We start from the raw sequence: 21,578 nt of genomic DNA, 5'->3' as shown, positions 1-21,578 counted from the left end.
CGGGGACATGGCGAACGAGGAGAAGCTGCGCGAGTACCTCAAGCGCGTCACCACCGACCTCCACCAGGCCCGCCGCCGGCTGCGGGAGGTGCAGGACGAGCGCCGGGAGCCGATCGCGGTCGTCGGCCTGGCCTGCCGCTTCCCCGGCGACGTGGAGACGCCCGAGCAGCTGTGGGACCTCGTCGCCGAGGGCCGCGACGCGATCGGTGCGTTCCCGGCCGACCGCGGCTGGGCCGCCGCCGACCTCGCCCAGGCCGGCGTGCGGGCGGGCGGGTTCGTCCGCACCGCCGACCGGTTCGACGGCGCGTTCTTCGCCATCAGCCCGCGCGAGGCCCTGGCCATGGACCCGCAGCAGCGGCTGCTGCTGGAGACGACGTGGGCCGCGTTCGAGGACGCCGGGATCGACCCGGCCACCCTGCACGGCAGCGACACCGGGGTGTTCGCCGGCGTCATCGGGCAGGAGTACGGCTCGCTGCGCGCACCCGGGCGCTCCCCCGCGGCCGGGCACCTGCTGACCGGCATGGCCACGAGCGTCGCCTCGGGCCGGATCTCCTACGCCTACGGCTTCGAGGGCCCCGCGGTCACGCTCGACACGGCCTGCTCGTCGTCGCTCGTCGCCACCCACCTGGCCGCGCAGGCCCTGCGCCGCGGCGAGTGCGGTCTCGTGGTCGTGGCGGCGGCGACGGTCATGCCGCACCCGGGCCTGTTCGCCGAGTTCAGCCGCCAGGGCGGGCTGGCCGCCGACGGCCGGGTCAAGGCGTTCGCCGACGCCGCCGACGGCACCGCCTGGGCCGAGGGCTCCGCGGTGCTGCTCCTGGAGCGCCTGGGCGACGCCCAGCGGCTCGGCCACCGCGTGCACGCCGTGATCCGCGGCTCGGCGGTGAACCAGGACGGTGCCAGCAACGGCCTCACCGCCCCCAACGGCCCGTCCCAGCAGCGGGTCATCCGGGCCGCGCTCGCCGACGCCGGCCTGAGCGCCGCCCAGGTCGACGCGGTCGAGGCGCACGGGACGGGTACCACCCTCGGCGACCCGATCGAGGCCCAGGCGCTCCTGGCGACGTACGGCCGCGACCGCGCGGCCGGCCGCCCGCTGTGGCTCGGCTCGGTGAAGTCGAACCTCGGCCACACCCAGGCCGCGGCCGGCCTGGCCGGGCTCATCAAGCTGATCATGGCCATGCGCCACGATCGCCTCCCGGCGACGCTGCACGTCGACGCGCCCTCGCGCAACGTCGACTGGTCGGCCGGCACCGTCCGGCTGCTCACCACGGCCGTCGACTGGCCGCGGACCGGCGAGCCGCGCCGGGCCGCGGTGTCCTCGTTCGGCATCTCCGGCACCAACGCGCACGTCATCATCGAGGAGCCGCCGACGCCCGACGTGACGAGCGCTCCGGCGCGACCCGTCCCCTTCCTGCTCTCGGCCCGCTCCCCGGAGGCCCTGCGCGCCCAGGCCCGCACCCTCCACGAGCACCTGCGGGCCCGCCCGGACGCGGATCTCGCCGCGACCGCGCGCGCCCTCGCCACGACGCGCGCCCACCACCGCGTCCGCGCGGCCGTCACCGCCACCGACCGCGCGGCGCTGCTCACCGCCCTGGACGCCCTCGCCACCGACGCGCCCGCGCCCGGCCTGCTGCGCGGCACCCCGACCGACGGCCGCCCGGCCCTGCTCTTCTGCGGCCAGGGCAGCCAGCGCGCGGGCGCGGGCCGCGAGCTCTACGCCGCCCTCCCCGAGTTCGCCGCCGCCCTCGACGAGGTCTGCGCCCACCTGGACCCGGCGGTCAAGGAGGTCCTGCTCAACCCGGGTGACCCGCGCGTCGACGACACCTTCTACGCGCAGACGACGCTCTTCGCCCTCCAGGTCGCCCTGCACCGCACGCTGCTGCACTACGGCCTGAAGCCCGAGGCCGTCACCGGCCACTCGCTCGGCGAGATCACGGCGGCCCACTGCGCCGGCATCCTCACGCTGCCGGACGCGGCCCGCCTCGTCACCACCCGGGCCCGGCTCATGCAGCGGCTCCCCGCGGGCGCCGGCGCGATGGCCGCCATCCAGGCCCCGCCGGCCTTCGTCCCGCCGCCGGGCACGTCGCTGGCCGCGGTCAACGGCCCGGACAGCATCGTCGTCGCGGGCGACCGCGCGGCGATCGCCGACCTGGTCACGGCCCACCGCGCGAGCGGCGCGAAGGCGAAGCTCCTCGCGACCGGCCACGCCTTCCACAGCCACCACATGGACCCGATCCTCGACGAGCTCGGCGCGCTGGCGATCGAGCACCACCCGGCCCGGATCCCGGTGACCTCCACCACCGGCGACTGGGCCCGCCACGCCCGCGCGACAGTCCACTTCCACGACTACGCCCGGGCGCTGGAGGCGGACGTGGCCATCGAGCTGGGCCCCGACCCGGTCCTGACCGGCCTGGTCGACGCCGTGGGCCTGCCGGCGTGGAGCACCCTGCGCGCCGGCGTACCCGAGCCCGAGTCCCTCCTGACCGCCCTCACCCAGGCCCACCTGCACGGCGTCGAGATCGACTGGCGGCGGGTCACCGGCAGCCCGGGCCCGACCGCCGAGCTCCCGCTGCCTCAGTACCCGTTCCAGCGCGAGCGCTACTGGCTGGCCGACCACGAGGAGCCGCCGCCCGCGCCCCGGCTCCACTACACGGTCGAGTGGGTGCCGACAGGCGCTCCCGAGCCGCTGCTGCACGGCGATTTCCTGCTGGTTGTACCGCCGGCCGCCCCCGCCACCCCATGGGCCGACGCCACCGAGGCGGCCCTGCGCCGCTCGGGCGCGTCAGTGCGAGTCCTCAGCGCCGACGACACCACCCGCATCGCGGATCACGCCGGCCCCGCGACAGTGGTGGTGTCCCTGCTCCCCCTGGACGAGCGCCCCCACCCCGAGCACCCCGAGGTCCCGGCCGGCCTGGCCGCGACACTGGCCCTGACCCAGGCCCTGCCCGAGTCGACGCCACTGTGGAGCCTCACGACGGGCGCGGTCGCCCCGGTCACCTCGCCCGCGCAGGCGCTTGTCTGGGGCTTCGCCCGCAGCGCCGCGCTGGAGCAGCCCACGCGCCCGGGCGGCCTGATCGACCTCCCGCCGACGGTGGACGCGCCCGCGACCGCGCGCCTCCTGGCCGCCCTCGGCGGCCCCAACGGCGAGACGGAGCTGGCCGTCCGCGCCGACGGCCTGCACGCCCGCCGTCTCACCCCGGCCCCCACCTCGACCGCTGCGCCCGCGGGCGACGCCGGTGCGCGCGCCGCCTCGACCGCTGCACCCACCGGCCACGCCGGTGCGCGCGCCGCCTCGACCGCTGCACCCACCGGCCACGCCGGTGCGCACGCCACCTCGACCGCTGCACCCACCGGCCACGCCGGTGCGCGCGCCGCCTCGACCGCTGCGCCCGCCGACGGCGACGGTGCGCATGCCGGCGGCGACGGTGTGCGCGCCGCCGGGGCCGGTGCGCCGTGGCGTCCGCGCGGGACTGTGCTCATCACCGGGGGCACCGGCGGGCTGGGGGCGGCGCTGGCCCGATGGTGCGCGGCCAACGGGGCGGGGCGGCTGATCCTGGCCGGCCGGCGAGGGCTCGCCGCGCCTGGGGTGCCGGCGCTGCTCGCCGATCTGGCGCAGACAGGTGTGCCGGTCGACGTGGTGGCCTGCGACGTGGCCGTGCGCTCGGAGGTGGAGGCGCTGCTGGGGGCGGTACCGGACAAGGAGCCTCTGACTGCGGTGATCCACGCGGCCGGCATCGCGCAGCCGCGCACGGCACTCGCCGACACCACCCTCGACACCCTGGCCGCCGTCGTCGCGGGCAAGGTCACCGGCGCCGCCCACCTGGACGAGCTCCTGGCCGACGCCGACCTCGACGCCTTCATCCTGTACTCCTCGATCGCCGGCGTCTGGGGCAGCGGCGGCCAGGCCGCATACTCGGCCGCCAACGCCTACCTGGACGCCCTGGCCGACCGCCGCCGCGCCACCGGCCGCACCGCCACCGCGATCGCGTGGGGCGCCTGGTCGGGCGCGGGCATGCGGGACGCCGACGGGGTCGGCGCCTACCTGGACCGCCTGGGCATCCGCCCCCTGGACCCGGCCGCGGCCCTGGACTCTCTGGCCGAGATCGCCGGGTCCGCCCACCCGCACGCCGTGGTGGCCGACGTGGACTGGGACCGCCTGGCCCCCGCGCTCGCCCTGCACCGCCGGGCCCGCCTCCTGGACACGATCCCCGCCGCCGGCCGCGCCCTGACCGAGCCGGCCGAACCCGCCGCGCCGCCCCGCAACCCGCTGGCCGAGCGCCTGGCCGGCCTGGCCGAGCCCCAGCGCCAGGAGACGGTGCTGGAACTCCTGCGGGCCGACGTGGCCGCGGTACTCAGCCTGCGCTCTCCCGCCGATGTCCCCGGCGACCAGACGTTCAAGGATCTGGGCTTCGACTCGTTGATCGCCGTAGACCTGCGCAACCGCCTGGCCGCCACCACGGGCCTACGGCTGCCGGCCGGCCTGGTGTACGACCACCCGACCGCGAACGCCCTGGCCAGGCACCTGTGCGACCGCCTGGCCGGTCCCGCCGCCCCGGACCCGGTCACAGCCGCTCTGGCCGCACTTGAGGCCCAGGCAAGCCCCGGCTCCGACGATGCCCGTGTGCTGGCGGAGCGTCTGGAGACCCTGGCCACCCGCCTACGCGCAGCACCGGCCGCCGCGACGGACGAGCCCTTCGCCACCGCGACCGCCGACGAGATGTTCGACCTGATCGACCGCGAACTGGGCCTGGGCGTGGCCGGCTAGGGCAGCCCTTCACCACGACTGAACAGCAAGCACTCAGCACCACCGGCCGACCCGGCACGGACCGGACGGCCGGGCTCGGCGTCACCGGGTAGCTCGGCAGCGCGGTTCGGTTCCGACACCACCGCGCCGCTCGGCCCGGACCGCGCGGCTCGGGCCCGTGCTTGGGCTTGGGCTCAGGCTCCGGTTCGGGCTCGCTTGGGCTTGGGCTTGGTTCGTGCTTGGGCCTGAGCTCGGGCTCGGACTGGGTTCGATTCCGGTTCCGGTTCCGGTTAGGGCTGAGCTCGGTTCAGTTCGGGCTCCGACTGAGTTCGGACTCGGGCTGGCTCGGTTCGGTTCGGTTCGGTTCGGTTCGGTTTTGGCTGGGCTCGGTTCGGATTTGGGCTCGGGCTGGGTTCGGATTTGGGCTTGGGCTTGGCGGCGCCGGGTGCAATCGCGCCGGCCGGGCGTGACGGACGTGACCACCGACAGCACAACGGCGGGGAGTGAACGGGGCCATGGCGGACAACGAGGCGAAGCTGCTGGAGTACCTCAAGCGGACGATGACCGACCTGCGCCAGACGCAGCGGCGGTTGCACGACGCCGAGGCGGCGCGGCGGGAGCCGATCGCGATCATCGGCATGGCGTGCCGGTTTCCGGGCGACGTCGACGGCCCCGAGGCCCTCTGGCGGCTGGTCGCCGACGGCCGCCACGCCACCGCGCCGTTCCCGGTGGACCGCGGCTGGGACCCCGACCTGTACCACCCTGACCCCGAGCGGCCCGGCCACAGCTACGTCCGCACCGGCGGCTTCCTGCGCGACGCGGACCGGTTCGACAGCGAGTTCTTCGGCATCAGCCCGCGTGAGGCGCTGGCCATGGACCCGCAGCAGCGGCAGTTGCTGGAGACCACGTGGGAGGTGTTCGAGCACGCCGGCATCGACCCGGCGACACTGCACGGCAGCGACACCGGGGTCTTCGTCGGCGTGTCCGGCCAGGAGTACGTCTCCATGCGCAGCCGGGCCGTCGACGGCTACCTGATGTCGAGCGCGGCGCTGAGCATCGCTTCCGGGCGCGTGGCGTACACCTTCGGCTTCGAAGGCCCGGCCCTCAGCATCGACACCGCGTGCTCGTCCGGCCTGGTCGCCGTCCACCAGGCCGCGCACGCCCTCCGCGGCAGCGAGTGCGGCCTGGCCGTCGCCGCTGGCGTGACGGTCATGGCGACCCCGGTCGGCTTCGTGGAGTTCAGCCGCCAGCGCGGCCTGGCCCCCGACGGCCGCGTCAAGGCGTTCGCCGCCGCGGCCGACGGCACCTCCTGGTCCGAGGGCGTCGGCGTCCTGCTCCTGGAGCGCCTCAGCGACGCCGAGCGCAACGGCCACACGGTGCTGGCCGTGATCCGCGGCTCCGCGGTGAACCAGGACGGCGCCAGCAACGGCCTGACCGCGCCGAACGGCCCGGCCCAGCAACGCGTCATAGCGGCCGCCCTGCACAACGCGGGCCTCACTCCGGCCGACGTGGACGCCATCGAGGCCCACGGCACCGGCACGACCCTGGGCGACCCGATCGAGGCCGAGGCCCTCCTCCACGCGTACGGCCCCCACCGCGACCCCGCCCACCCCCTCCACCTGGGCTCGATCAAGTCGAACCTGGGCCACACCCAGGCCGCCGCCGGCACGGCCGCGATCATCAAAATGGTCCAGTCCCTCCGTCACGGCGAACTCCCCGCCTCGCTGCACATCGACAACCCCACTCCCCACGCCGACTGGTCACTGGGCGGCGTCGAACTCCTCCGGCACCCGAAGCCGTGGCCGCAGACCACCCGCCCGAGGCGCGCCGGCGTCTCCTCCTTCGGCATCTCCGGCACGAACGCCCACCTGATCCTCGAAGAAGCTCCTCCGTCCCCCACCCTCTCCCTCTCCTCCTCCGGCTCCGCCGCCGATCTCCAGCCCCGCGGCCCCCTGCCCTTCCTGCTCTCCGCCCGCACCCCCGAGGCCCTGACCGCCCAGGCCGAGCGCCTCCGCGACCACATCACGGGCCGACCCGCAGCAGACGCCGCCGCCTTTGGAGTGCCGGCGAGTAGGCCCATGCACGCGGACAGCCAGGAGACGGCGGCGATCGTTCCTCCCACGTCGGCCGGCCACGCGCAGACCGAGCACTCAAGCGAGCCCGCCGCGACGCTGTCCTTGGCGGACATCGCCCACACACTGGCCGGACGGGCCCGGCACCCGCACCGCGCGATCGTCGTCGCCGAGACCACCGCCGAGTTGACCACGCACCTGCAAGCTCTGGCCACAGGTCAGCCGCCCACAGGTCTGCCGCCCGTTGGCCAGCCCGCCGCAGATCAGGCCATCCCGGCTCAGGCCATCGCAGGCCAGGCCGACACGGAGCAGGTTGTCGCAGGGCAGGTTGACGCGGGTGAGAGGGCTGCCGGGGCTACCGGCAACAGGCTGGTCCTGCTGTTCCCCGGCCAAGGGAGTCAGCGCCCGGGTGCGGGTCGTGCGCTCTACGCGGCCCATCCGGAGTTCGCGGCGGCGCTGGATGAGGTCTGCGCGCTCTTCGACCCGACCGTGAAGGAAGTGCTTCTCAGCGCCGACGATTCGCGGATCGACGAGACCTTCTACACCCAGACCACCCTCTTCGCCCTCCAGACGGCGCTGTTCCGGACCCTGGTCCACCACGGCCTCCAGCCCGACATCCTCACCGGGCACTCCCTCGGCGAGATCACCGCGGCCCACTGCGCCGGCATCCTCACCCTCGAGGACGCCGCCCGGCTCGTCAGTACCCGGGCCCGGCTCATGCAGGACCTCCCCGCGGGCGTCGGAGCCATGGCGGCCATCCAGCCACCGGACGGCTTCACTGCCCCGGCCGGTACAGCGATCGCCGCGGTCAACTCCCCCGCCGACATCGTCGTAGCCGGAGACAAAGCCGCCGTCGAAGCCCTCATCACCGACCTGAAACACGCCGGGCACAAGGCGAAACTGCTCACCACCAGCCACGCCTTCCACAGCCACCACATGAACCCGATCCTCGACCAACTCCAAGCACTCGAAGCCACCATCACCCACCACCCCCCGAAAATTCCGGTCATCGGCACCACGAGCGGCTGGGCCCACCACGCTCGCAACACCGTCAATTTTGCCCACTCCGCGGCACAGATCCAGGGTGCAGACACCTGTATCGAGCTGGGTGCAGGCGCCCTCAGCCCATACGTCGACACCGTTGTCACGGCGGTGTTCGATCGGCGGGGCGGGGAGGTGCGCGGGCTGCTCGGGGCGCTCGGTGCCGCGTACACCGCCGGGCACGACGTCGACTGGCGGCACCTGATCCCGGGCGGCCGGAACGTCGAGCTGCCCACGTACCCGTTCCAGGGGCGCCGGTACTGGGTCGTCGACGAGGGCCGGGCCGACGCCGCCGGGCTCGGGCTCGATGCGGCGCGGCACCCGATGCTCGGGGCCGAGACCGCGCTCGCCGACGGAACGCTGATCCTGACCGGCCGGCTCGGCGTCGCCGGCCACGGCTGGCTGGCCGATCACGCGATCGACGGCAGCGTGCTCGTGCCCGGTACCGCGTACGTCGAGCTGGCCCTGCACGCCGCCCGCCGGACCGGCTGCGCGGCGGTGGCCGAGCTGACGCTGCACAGTCCTCTCGTCCTGGCCGACGGCGCCCAGGCCCAGCTGCGGCTCACGGTCGGTGCGCCAGGTGAGGACGGTGGCCGGGCGCTGCACATCCACTCGCGGCCCGCGGTTGTCCTGGAAGCGGCGGACGACGAGGACGCCGAGCGGCCCTGGACGGAGCACGCTTCCGGCGCCCTCACCGAAGACGGCATCAAGGAGTCGGCCGGCGATCTGGCCCAGTGGCCACCGGCGGGCGCGGACGCGGTGGACGTCGACGGGCTGTATGACGGGCTGGCCGCACTCGGGTACGAGTACGGGCCGGCGTTCCAGGGCGTCCGCGCGGCCTGGCGAGACGGCGACACCCTCTATGCCGAGGTCACCGCGGCGGAGGGCGCGGACACCAGCGGGTTCGGGCTGCACCCGGCCCTGCTCGACAGCGCCCTGCACGTGCTCGCCCTCGACGGCAACGGCGGCGACGGCAGTGGCAGCGGCGACCGCAGTGGGAGTGGCAACGGTGGCGTGGGTGAGCTGCGGCTGCCGTTCGCCTGGTCCGGCGTGACCCTGTACGGCACCGCCGACACCCTGCGCGTCCGTATCACCAAGTCCGGCAGTGGCGGGGCCGTCGAGCTGCTGGCCGCCGACGCCGACGGGCGCGCGGTCGCACACGTCGGCTCGCTGGCGACGCGGGCGTTCAGCAATGACGGAGGCGATGGGCTGTACCGGGTCGTGTGGGCCCCGCTGCGGACGCAGGCGCCGTCGACCGACGGGCCCGTCGCCATTCTCGGGGACCTGGTGCTGTCGGAGTCGCCGCAGACGACGGTCAGCGCGCATCCCGATCTCGATGCGCTGCTCTACACGATTGTGCTCGGCGCGGCGGTACCGCGGACGATTCTGCTGCCCTGTGCTTCTCCGGCGCACACCGAGGACCCGGCGGCGGCCGATCCGGTCGCGGGTGCGCACGCGTCCGCGCGGGCCGTGCTGGCGACAGTGCAGCGGTGGCTGGCTGATGCGCGGTTCGCGGAGTCGACGCTCGTCGTCCTGACCCGGGGCGCGGTCGCGGTCGGTGACGGTGAGGACGTGCCCGATCTGGCGCTGTCCGTCGTGTGGGGGCTGATCCGGTCCGCGCAGGCCGAGCACCCGGACCGGCTGCTGCTCATCGACACCGACGCGCCCCGCGACGCGCTCGGCTGGGAGCTGAACACCGCGATCGCGGCGGGCGAGCCCCAGCTGGCGATCCGCGACGGCCTGCTCTACGCGCCGCGCCTGGCCCGCCTCGACACGCCGACGCTCGGAAGCGCGCCACGCCGTGCCCGCGCGGACGCGCAGGCGCCGCAGCTGAGCGGCCGCACCCCGCATGGACACGCCCCGGACACGCAGGCGCCGCAGCAGAGCGGCCAGCACACCCCGCATGGACACGCCCCGGACACGCAGATACCACAGCCGAGCGGTCAGCAGCCGAGCGGTCAGCAGCCGAGCGGCCCGCAAGCGGGTGGTCCACAAGCGGGCGGTCCGCAGGCGGCCGGCATCGAAGCGGCCGGCGCGAACGTGCTCCCCCCGCTCGATCCGAACGGCACGGTGCTCATCACGGGCGGGACCGGTGGGCTCGGGGCGTTGGTCGCCCGCCACCTCGCGTCCGCGCGCGGCGTCGAGCACCTCCTGCTGGTCAGCCGGCGCGGCGCCGACGCGCCCGGGGCGGTCGCGCTCCTGCGCGAGCTGGGCCCCCACGCGCGGGCCGTGGCCTGCGACGTGGCCGACGCGCACGCCGTGGCCGCGCTCATCGCTGCGATACCCGCCGAGCACCCGCTGACCGCTGTCATCCACGCGGCCGGGGTGCTCGACGACGGGACGTTCGCGGCGCTCACCCCCGAGCGGCTGGCCACGACGCTGCGGCCCAAAGTGGATGCGGCCTGGAACCTGCACGTGGCGGTCCGCGACCGGGCGCTGTCGGCGTTCGTGCTGTTCTCCTCGGCGGCCGGCGTGCTCGGCAACCCGGGGCAGGCCAACTACGCGGCCGGCAACACGTTCCTCGACGCGCTCGCCCAGCATCGGCGGGCCCACGGGCTGCCGGCGACCTCGTTCGCGTGGGGGTTGTGGGCGCACGCGAGCGACATGACCGCCGGGCTTCAGCCCGCCGGCGGGGTCCGGCCCCTCGCGACCGCGCGGGCGCTGCGGACCCTCGACCGGGCCTGGACCGGTGCGCTGCCGCCGCTCGCCGTGCCTGCCCTGCTGGACCTTCGAACGCTGAAGAACCACCCGGTGCCGGCGATGCTGCGCGACATCGTGCGCGCGCCCGCGCGGCGGGCCGGCGGCGCCCGTCCGTACGCTCGAGAGCTCGCCGCCCGGCTGGCCGGGCTCGACGCGGCCGAGCGGCACGCCGTGCTGCTGGAGCTGGTCCGGCGGCAGACCGCCGGGGTGCTCGGGCACGACTCCGGCGACGGCGTCGACCCGCAGCGGGCGTTCCGCGAACTCGGCTTCGACTCGCTCACCGCGGTCGAGCTGCGCAACCGGCTCAACGCCGCGACCGGGCGGCGGCTGCCGGCGACGCTCGTGTTCGACTACCCGACGGCGGACGCCGTGGCCGGATACCTCGGTGCGCTCCTGGGCCGCGACGAGGGCCCGAAGCCCACGCCGGGGGCGGCGGCCGACCGGATCGCAAGCGCCGCCCCGGACGAGGACGACCCCGTCGTGATCGTGGCGATGGGCTGCCGCTACCCCGGCGGCGTGCGCACCCCCGAGGACCTGTGGGAGCTTGTCGCGAGCGGCCGGGACGCCGTCGCCGAGTTCCCGGTCAACCGCGGCTGGGACGTCGACGCCCTGTACGACGCCGACCCCGACCGGACCGGCACCAGCTACGCCCGGCACGGTGCGTTCCTCTACGACGCCGACGAGTTCGACGCCGACTTCTTCGGCATCAGCCCGCGCGAGGCCCAGGCGATGGACCCGCAGCAGCGGCTGCTCCTGGAGACCGCGTGGGAGACCGTGGAGCGGGCCGGGATCGCCGCCCCGGCACTGCGCGGCAGCGCGACGGGCGTGTTCATGGGCCTGATGTACGGCGACTACGGCGGCCGGCTGGTCCAGCACGCGCCGGCGGAGTTCGAGGGGTACATCGGGATCGGCAACTCCTACAGCGTCGCGTCCGGGCGCATCGCCTACACGCTCGGCCTGGAGGGTCCGGCCGTGACCGTGGACACCGCGTGCTCGTCGTCGCTCGTGGCGGTACACCTGGCGGCTCAGGCAATCAGAAACGGCGAATGCACCGCGGCGCTGGCCGGCGGCGTGACGGTGATGGCCACGCCGGCGACGTTCATCGAGTTCAGCCGGCAGCGGGGCCTGGCGCCGGACGGGCGCTGCAAGTCGTTCGCGGCGTCGGCGGACGGGGTCGGCTGGGGCGAGGGCGCGGGCGTACTCCTCCTGGAGCGGCTGTCCCGCGCCCGCAGCGAGGGCCACCCCGTGCTCGCCGTCCTCCGCGGCTCCGCGGTCAACCAGGACGGCGCCAGCAACGGCCTGACCGCCCCGAACGGACCGGCCCAGCAGCGGGTCATCCAGGCCGCCCTCGCCGGCGCCGGCCTGACCCCGGGCGACGTCGACGCGGTCGAGGCGCACGGCACCGGCACGAGGCTCGGCGATCCGATCGAGGCCCAGGCCCTCATCGCGACGTACGGCGCGGGCCGCCCGGCCGACCGGCCGCTGCGCCTCGGCTCGATCAAGTCGAACATCGGCCACACCCAGGCCGCCGCGGGCGCCGCGGGCATCATCAAGCTGGTCCAGGCCCTCCAGCACGAGCTGCTGCCGGCCACCCTCCACGCGACCGAGCCCACGCCGCACGTCGACTGGGCCGGCGGCGGCGTCGAACTGCTCAGCGCGCCCGCGCCGTGGCCGCGTGTCGCGCGCCCGCGCCGCGCGGCCGTGTCGTCGTTCGGCATCTCCGGCACCAACGCCCACCTGATCATCGAGGAGGCGCCGCCGGCCCCCGCCCCGGTGCCGGCCACGACGGGCGCCCCGGTCCCGTTCGTGCTGTCCGCCCGCAGCCCGCAGGCGCTGCGCGACCAGGCCCGGCGCCTCCGCGCGCACGTCGTCGCCAACCCCGCCCTCGCGCCGCGCGACGTCGCCTACACGCTCGCGACCGGGCGCGCATCGCTGCCGCACCGCACCGCGGTGGTCGCCGCGGGCCGCTACGAGCTCCTCGCGGCCCTGGAGCGGGTCGACGGCCCCACCGCGCCCCAGCCGGCCGGGCCCGGGCGCCTCGCGCTGCTCTTCACTGGGCAGGGCAGCCAGCGCACCGGGATGGGGCTGGAGCTGTACCGCAGCAGCCCGATCTTCAAACAGGCGCTCGACGAGGTCGTGGCGCATCTCGACCCGCACCTGCCCGCGCCGCTGCTCGAGGTGCTGGCCGGCCCCGAGTCGGTCCTGGACCAGACCCTCTACGCGCAGACCGGCCTGTTCGCGCTGCAGACGGCCCTGTTCCGGCTGCTGCACCACTACGGTGTCCGCCCGCACGTCCTCGCCGGGCACTCGATCGGCGAGATCACCGCGGCCCACGTCGCCGGGATGCTCTCGCTGCCCGACGCCGCGGCCCTGGTCTCCGCGCGGGCGCGGCTGATGCAGAGCCTGCCCTCGTCCGGCGCGATGATCGCCCTGCAGGCCACCGAGGAGGAGGTCCGCGACAGCGTCGCCGGCCACCAGCACCACGTGACGATCGCCGCGGTCAACGCGGCGGACACGGTCGTCATCTCGGGCCACGCCGAGACGGCCCACGCGATCGCCGCCCACTTCCGCGACCGCGGCCGCAAGACCCGGCCGCTGAAGGTCAGCCACGCGTTCCACAGCCCCGACATGGACCCGATCCTCAACGACTTCCACGCGGTCGCGGAGCGGCTCACCTACGCGCCTCCGCGCGTCCCGATCGTGTCGAACCTGACCGGCCGGATCGCCACCCCGGAGCAGATCTGCAACCCGCACTACTGGGTGCAGCACCTGCGGCACACGGTCCGCTTCCACGACGTCGTCACGACCCTGCACGCGGCCGGGACCACCGCCTACGTCGAGCTCGGCCCCGACCCGACGCTCACCACCCTGGTGCGCAGCGCGCTCGACGCGGCGCCGGTCATCGCGGTGCCGGCGCTGCGGGCCGGGCGGCCGGAGCCCGAGACCGTGGCGGCCGCGCTCGGCGCCGTGCACGCGGCGGACCTGCCGGTCGACTGGGAGCGGGTCTTCGCGGGCGGGGCGCGGCGGGTGGAGCTGCCGACGTACCCGTTCCAGCGCACCCCGTACTGGCTGCACGCCCCGCGCACCGCCGGCGTCCACGCGGCCGGGCTGGAGACGCCGGAGCACCCGCTGCTCGGCGCGATGGCCGAGCTGCCCGACGGCGGGCGGCTCTTCACCGGCCGCCTCGGCACCGCGACCGCGCCCTGGCTGGCCGACCACGTCGTGCTCGGCACCCCGATGCTGCCCGGCGCGGCCCTGATCGACCTGGCGCTGCACGCGGGCGCGGCGGTCGGCTGGGGCCGGGTGGAGGAGCTCGTCATCCACGAGCCGATCGCGCTCGACGGCGCCTGCGATCTGCACGTGGCGGTCGCGCCGGCCGACACCGACGGTCGCCGCGCGATCACCGTGCACGCGCGGACGCCCGGGGCGCCGTGGACCCGCCATGCCGCCGGCACCCTTGTCGAGAGCGCGGCTCCCACGTTCAGCGACGGCCCCTGGCCGCCGGCGGGCGCGGTCTCGCTCGACGTCGAGGAGGGGCGGCTGCGCCTGGCCGACCTCGGGCTCGACTACGGGCCGGCCTTCCACGGCCTGCGGGCCGCATGGCAGGCCGACGGGGAGGTGCTGGGCGAGGTGGCGCTGCCCGACGGCCTGAGCGCCGCCGGGTTCGGCCTCCACCCGGCGCTGCTCGACGCCGCCCTGCACACGTTCGCCGTCGCCGCCGGCCCGGCCGCCGAACCCGGCGCCCTCACCGACGGGCCGCGGCTGCCGTTCGCCTGGGCCGGCGTCACGCTGCACCGGCCCGGTGCGACGGCGGTCCGGGTCCGGATCGCCGAGGTCGCCCCGGGCACGCTGTGGGTGCGCCTGCTGGACGAGCACGGTGCGGCGGTCCTCACCGTCGACGAGCTCACGGTGCGGCCGGTCTCCGCCGCCGCGCTCGCGGCCGGGAAGGTCCGCCACGACGCGCTGTTCGGTCTCGACTGGCCGGTGGTGACCCCGGCGGCCGGCGCGTCCGCGCCCGTCACGGTGCTCCGGGTCGGTGCCGGGGCCGAGCTTCCCGCGGCGATCCAGACCGCGACGGCCGGCGTCCTGGCCGGCATCCAGGAGTTCCTGGCCGCGGAGCGGCCCGACGGGGCGCGCCTCGCCGTCGTGACCCGGGGCGCGGTCGCGGCCGTCGGCGGCGACACGGTCCCGGACCCGGCCGCCGCGGCGGTGTGGGGGCTGGTCCGCTCGGCCCAGTCGGAGCACCCCGGCCGCCTGCTGCTGATCGACACAGACGATGACACGGGCGACGACACGGGCGGCGACACCGGCGAAGCCATGCGGACCGCACTCGGCCAGTCGGACGAACCCCAGCTCGCGATCCGCCACGGCCTGCTGCACGCGCCTCGGCTCACCCGGGTCCAGGCTTCCGGGTCGGCCCCGCACCTCGGCGACGGCACGGTGCTCATCACCGGCGGCACGGGCGCGCTGGGCCGCGCGGTCGCGCGCCATCTCGTGACCCGGCACGGCGCCCGGCACGTGCTCCTGACGGGCCGCCGCGGCGGCGCCGAGGACCTCGTCGAGGAGCTGGGTGCGGCGGTGACGGTGGCCGCCTGTGACGTCTCGGACCCGGCCGCACTGCAGGCGCTGCTGGACTCCATCGACGCGGAGCACCCGCTCACTGCGGTCATTCATGCAGCGGGGGTACTCGACGACGCCACACTGCCCGCGCTGACGCCGGACCGGCTCAGGATGGTGCTGGCCCCGAAGGCCGACGCCGCGTGGCACCTGCACCGCCTCACCGCCCACCTCGACCTGGCCGCGTTCGTGACGTTCTCCTCGATCGCCGGCATCGTCGGCAGCCCGGGCCAGGCCAACTACGCCGCGGCCAACGCGTTCCTCGACGCACTCGCCCACCACCGCAGCGCCCGCGGCCTGCCCGCCACGTCCCTCGCGTGGGGGCTGTGGGCGGACGGGATGGGCGCCGCGACCGCGCACCGCAACGGCATCCGCGCCCTGGCGGTCGACGAGGCCCTGGCCCTGCTCGACGCGGCGCTCGGCGGCGCGCCCTCGCCGGTGCTGGTGCCGGCCCGCTTCGACCTCGCCGCGCTGCGGGCCGTTGGCGCGGACCGGCTCCCGGCCCCACTGCGCAGTCTCGTCCCGGCCGCGGCGGCCAAGGCCGGCCCGCCGAGGACCGACTACGGGGCGCTGCCGTCCGGCGACCGCGACCGCGCGCTGCTCGATCTCGTCCGGCGGGAGGTCGCCGGGGTGCTCGGCCGCGCGGACGCGGCCGCCGTCGACACCGGGCGCGGGCTGCAGGACCTCGGCTTCGACTCGCTGACGTCGGTCGAGCTGCGCAACCGGCTGGGCGCGGAGACCGGCCTGCGGCTACCGGCGACGGTGACGTTCGACTACCCGACACCGGCCGCCCTGGCCGGCCATCTCGCGGCGCTTCTGGGGCCGCCCGCGGCCGAGATGGCGGCCGTGGACGACGAGGGGCTGCGCCGCCTCCTCGCGTCCATCGCCCCGGCCCGCCTCCGCGCGGCCGGGCTCGTCGAGACGCTGACCCGGCTCGCCGGATCGGCGGAGCCGGACACGCCGGGCGACGCCAGCGCCGCGATCATGGCGGCCGACGTCGACGAGCTGGTGCAGCGGGCCCTGAGCGGAGGCTGATCACGAGCGCTCCAGAGGCAACCAAGCTGCGCTTAAGGATCTCCGGCAAGCATTTGGGCAGCCGAACCTGGAGTTGACGATGGGCATTGATCCGGAAGACAAGGTCGTTGCGGCGCTTCGGGCATCGTTGCTCGACAACGAGCGGCTGCGGCGGGAGAACCAGCGGCTGTCCGATCAGGCCACGGAGCCCGTCGCGATCGTGGGCATGGCCTGCCGGCTGCCCGGCGGGGTCCGCTCCGCGGAGGAGCTCTGGGAGCTGCTGGCCGACGGGCGCGACGGCATCGGGCCGCTGCCGGACAACCGCGGCTGGGACCTCGACCGGCTCTACGACCCCGACCCGGACCACCCCGGCACCTGCTACGTGCGCGAGGCCGGGCTGCTGCCCGACGCGCAGCTGTTCGACCCGGCGTTCTTCGGCATGAGCCCGCGCGAGGCGGCCACCGTCGACCCGCAGCAGCGGCTCCTGCTGCAGACGACCTGGGAGGCGTTCGAGCACGCCGGTATCGACCCCACCGCACTGCGCGGGAGCGGCACCGGCGTGTTCACCGGGATCATGTACAGCGACTACGCCGCCCGGCTGTACCCGAACCCGCCCGAGGGCGTCGAGGGCCACCTCGCGACCAGCAGCGCACCGAGCGCCGCGTCCGGGCGCATCGCGTACACCTACGGCTTCCACGGCCCGGCCATCACCGTCGACACCGCCTGCTCCTCGTCGCTCGTCGCCACCCACCTGGCCGTGCAGGCGCTGCGCCGCGGCGAGTGCGAGCTGGCCGTGGCCGGCGGCGCGACGGTCATGGCGACGCCGGCCGCGCTCATCGAGTTCAGCCGGCAGCGCGGGCTGGCCCCGGACGGGCGGGCCAAGCCGTTCGCGGCCGCGGCCGACGGCACGATCTTCGCCGAGGGCGCGGCGCTGCTGGTGCTCGAGCGGCTCGGCGAGGCCCGGCGCAACGGCCACCACGTCCTCGCCGTCATCCGCGGCAGCGCGGTGAACCAGGACGGCACCACCAGCCAGCTCTCCGCGCCCAACGGGCCGGCCCAGCAGCGGGTGATCCAGGCCGCCCTGGCCGACGCCGGGCTCACGCCGGACCGGATCGACGCGGTCGAGGCACACGGCACCGGCACCACCCTCGGCGACCCGATCGAGGCGCAGGCCCTCCTGCACACCTACGGGCGGTCCCGGCGCGACCGGCCCCTGTACCTCGGCTCGATCAAGTCGAACGTCGGGCACACGCAGGCCGCCGCCGGTACCGCCGCCATCATGAAAATGGTCCTGGCCATCGGCCGCGGCGTGCTCCCGGCCTCGCTGCACATCGACGCGCCCACGCCGCACGTGGACTGGGCCGGCGGCGGGGTCGAGCTCCTCACCGCCGCGCGGGAGTGGCCGTCGACGGGCGAGCCCCGTCGCGCGGGCGTGAGCGGGTTCGGCATCAGCGGTACCAACGCGCATGTCATTTTGGAAGCCTTTGCCGACGCGGCGCCCTTCACGCCGGCCGCGCCGCAGGACGGCGCCACACCCTGGCTGCTGTCGGCCCGGTCGCCGCGGGCGCTGCGGGCCATGGCCGGCCGGATGCACGCGTACGCCGCCGACCGGCTCGACCTCGACCCCGCCGCCGTCGCCCACCGGCTCGCGACCGGGCGGGCCCACCTGGAGCACCGGGCCGTCGTGCTCGGGCGCGACCGCGCGGAGCGGCTCGACGCCCTCGCCGCCGCGGCCGCCGGCGAACCCCACCCGGCGCTCGTCAGCGGCCGGGCACCGGCCGACCCCGGCGGCGTCGTCTTCGTCTTCCCGGGCCAGGGCTCGCAGTGGATCGGCATGGCCCGGCAGCTGCGGGCCGAGTCGCCCGCGTTCGCCCGGCGCATCGACGAGTGCGCGGACGCGCTCGCCCCGTACATCGGCTGGTCGCTCGTCGACGCGATCGAGGCCAACGCGGGCGCGCCGCCGCTGGAGCGCATCGACGTCGTGCCCCTGGCCCTGTTCGCGGTCATGATCGCGATCGCCGGGGAGTGGCGGGACGCCGGGGTCTCACCCGACGCCGTCATCGGCCACTCGCAGGGCGAGATCGCGGCGGCCTGCGTCGCCGGGGTGCTCACCCTCGACCAGGCCGCCCGGATCGTCGCGGAGCGCAGCCGGCTCATCGGGACCCTCGACGACAGCGGCACTATGGCGTTCGCCCCGCTGCCCGCGGACGCGGTCGCCCGCCGCCTGCCGCCCGGCGTCCACATCGCCGCGATCAACAGCCCCGAGTCGACGATGATCTCCGGTTCGCGGGGCGCCGTGCTCGACCTCGTCGCCGCGCTGCAGGCCGAGGGGCGGCGGGCCAAGGCGATCCCCGTCGACTACGCCTCCCACTCGCCGCACGTCGAGGCGATCGAGGCCGCCCTCGCCGAGGTGCTGGCCGGCCTGGAGCCGGGCGCCGGCGACGTCGCGATCTACTCGACGGTCACCGGCGAGCGGATCGACCCGGTGGCCCTGGACGCCGCCTACTGGTACGAGAACCTCCGCCGCACCGTCCGCTTCGACCCGGCCGTCCGTGCCGCCCACGCCGCCGGGCACCGGCGCTTCATCGAGATGTCGCCGCACCCGGTGCTCACCGTCGCCGTCGAGCAGATCCTGGGCGAGCCGGCGCTCGAGTCGCTACGTCGCGACGACGGCGGCCGGGACCGCCTGCTCGCCTCGTTCGCCGCGGCGCACGCGGCCGGGGTGCCCCTCGACTGGTCCGCACTGCGGCCCGCCCCGGCCGGCCCGCCGCCCGCGCTGCCGGGCTACCCGTTCGACGAGCGCCCGTACTGGCTCGACGCGACAGCGCACACCGACGCGGCCGGGCTCGGGCTGCGCGCCGACTCCCACCCGCTGCTCGGCGCGGCCGTCGAGCTGCCCGGCGGCGGCCTGCTGTGGACCGGCCGGCTCTCCCTCACCGGCACGCCGTGGCTGGCCGACCACGTGATCGGCACCCGCGCGGTGCTGCCCGGCAGCGCGTACGTCGAGCTGGCCCTCCACGCCGGCGCCCGGACCGGCTGCGAGCAGGTCGCCGAGCTTACGGTCCTCGCCCCGCTGGCCCTCGACGAGCGGGCCGACCTCCAGGTGCTCGCGGCCGCGCCCGGGCCCGACGGCCGCCGCGCCCTCACGATCCGCTCCCGCACCGACGCCGACTGGACCGACCACGCCACCGGCGCGCTGGCGCCGCTCCCGGGCGGGCCCGTTGCCGACTTCCCGGCCGGCACCGGCACGCCTGTCGACATCGAGGCACTCTACGACACCCTCGCCGCCGCCGGGTTCGCCTACGGCCCGGCGTTCCAGGGCCTCCGCGCGGCCTGGCGCGACGGCGACACGGTCGTCGCCGACGTCGCGCTGCCGGAGGCGCTCGCCGGTCAGGAGTTCCGGCTGCACCCGGCGCTGCTCGACGCGGCCGTGCAGGCGATCGGCGCCACCCGCAGCGCGGGCGAGGACGCACCGGCGCTGGCCGGCTTCTCCTGGCAGGGCGTGACCCTGCACCGCGCGGGCGCGACCGCCGCGCGGGTGCGGCTGACGGTGACCGGCGACCGCGAGGTGACGCTGCTGCTGGCCACCGCCGCCGGCGAGCCGATCGCCCGGGTCGAGGCGCTGCACCTGGTGCCGATCCACACCGCCGAGACCCAGCCGCTGTACGCGGTCGAGTGGGTCGGCACCGCCGCGGCCGCCCCGGCCACCGACCTGACCGTCTTCGAGGTGGCCCCGGCCCCCGGCGACCCGGCCACCGCCGCCGCGACCCAGACTCTGGCCACCCTCGACCGGCTGCAGTCCTGGCTGGCCCAGGAGCACCCGGCCGGGCACCGGCTCGTCATCGCCACCCGCGCCGCCGACGACCTGGCCGGCGCGGCCGTGTGGGGGCTGGTGCGCACGGCGCAGGACGAGTACCCGGGCCAGTTCGTCCTGGCCGCCCTCGACGACGACCCGCGCTCCCGCGCGGCCCTGGCCGGCGCCGTCGGCACCGGCGAGCCCCAGCTGGCCGTCCGGGCCGGCGCCGTCACCGTCCCCCGGCTGGCCCGGGCCGGCGACGTCGAACGCCCCGGCGACCTCGGCGGCGGCACAGTCCTCGTCACCGGCGCCACCGGCGGCCTCGGCCCGATCGTCGCCCGGCACCTGGTCGAGGCGCACGGCGTCAAGCACCTGCTGCTGGTCAGCCGGCGCGGCCCGGCCGCACCCGGCGCCGACGAGCTCCTGGCGGGCCTCGCCGCGGCCGGCGCGGAGGCGGAGCTCGTCGCGTGCGACGTCGCCGACGCCGCGGCCCTCGCCGGTCTCCTCGCCGCCGTCCCGCCCGAGCGCCCCCTCACCGCCGTCTTCCACGTCGCCGGCGTCGTCGACGGCGGCCTCGTCACCACCCTCGACGAGCCACGCGTCCGCGCGGTGCTGCGGGCCAAGGCGGACGCGGCCTGGCAGCTGCACGTCCAGACGGCCGACCTCCCGCTGCGGGCGTTCGTGCTGTTCTCCTCGCTGTCCGGCACCCTCGGCAACCCCGGCCAGGGCAACTACGCCGCCGGCAACGCGTTCCTCGACGCGCTCGCCACCCACCGCCGCGCGCGCGGACGCCCGGCCGTGGCGCTCGCCTGGGGCGTGTGGAGCGATCAGGGCGGCATGACCGACAACCTGAGCCGTGCCGACCTCGGCCGCCTCACCCGCTCCGGGCTCACCCCGCTGACCACGGCCCAGGCGCTCCAGGCCATGGACCAGAGTCTGTACTCCGACCACCCCGCCCTCATCCCCGCCCGCCTCGACGCGACAGCGCTGCGCGAGCGGGCCCGCCACGGCACCCTCCCGGCCCTCCTGCGCGGCCTGGTCCGCGCGCCCGCGCAGCCGGCCGAGGAGCGCCCGGTCGCGCTCGTCGAGCGGCTCGCCGGCCTCGGTGACGCGGAGCGCCGGCGGGCCGTGCTCGACCTCGTTCGCGGTACCGTCGCCGCGGTCCTCGGCCACGACCCGGCCGACCCGGTCGAGGACGGCGCCGCCTTCAAGGACCTAGGCTTCGAGTCCATCACCGCGGTCGAGCTGCGCAACCGCCTGGCCACGGCGCTGGGCCGGCCCCTCCCGGCCACGCTCGTCTTCGACCACCCGACCACGGCCGCCCTCGCCGCCCACCTGGCCGGGCTGCTGGTGACCGGGCCGAAGGCGGCCGACCCGCTCGCCGTGCTGACCTGGCTGGAGCAGTCCCTGGCCGGCTCGGACCCGGCCGGCGACGCCCGCGACGAGGTCGCCGCCCGGCTGCGTGAGCTGCTGCGCCGCTTCGACGACACCACCACCGCCGACCACACCGCGACCGCGCCGATCGACCTCGCGTCGGCCTCGGACGACGACCTGTTCGACGTGCTCGACTCCGAGCTCGGAAGGCTCTGAAAGGTGG

3 protein-coding genes are annotated in these 21,578 nt (G+C 76.1%); all 3 read left to right on the top strand.

The genetic code is table 11. The annotated features are described in order from the left end of the window. The first annotated feature begins 7 nt into the window (after positions 1-7). The 3 genes from Dvina_RS05775 (at position 8) to Dvina_RS05765 (ending at position 21,571) form a co-directional block, all read left to right on the top strand. The gene (locus tag Dvina_RS05775) at positions 8-4,762 is read left to right on the top strand and encodes a type I polyketide synthase (RefSeq protein WP_223101307.1); all 4,755 of its coding nucleotides are present in this window, start codon (positions 8-10) and stop codon (positions 4,760-4,762) included. A gap of 494 nt (positions 4,763-5,256) precedes the next feature. After that, positions 5,257-16,206 (top strand): type I polyketide synthase, encoded by a 10,950-nt coding sequence (locus Dvina_RS05770; protein WP_223101306.1) that lies wholly within the window; start codon positions 5,257-5,259, stop codon positions 16,204-16,206. Between the two features lie 79 nt (positions 16,207-16,285). After that, positions 16,286-21,571 (top strand): type I polyketide synthase, encoded by a 5,286-nt coding sequence (locus Dvina_RS05765; protein ID WP_223101305.1) that lies wholly within the window; start codon positions 16,286-16,288, stop codon positions 21,569-21,571. Positions 21,572-21,578: the final 7 nt, after the last annotated feature.

Source organism: Dactylosporangium vinaceum, assembly GCF_019904175.1.
Taxonomy (GTDB): Bacteria; Actinomycetota; Actinomycetes; order Mycobacteriales; family Micromonosporaceae; genus Dactylosporangium; species Dactylosporangium vinaceum.
Note: the sequence above shows the minus strand (reverse complement) of the source record. Positions and strands in the feature narration are given on the sequence as shown.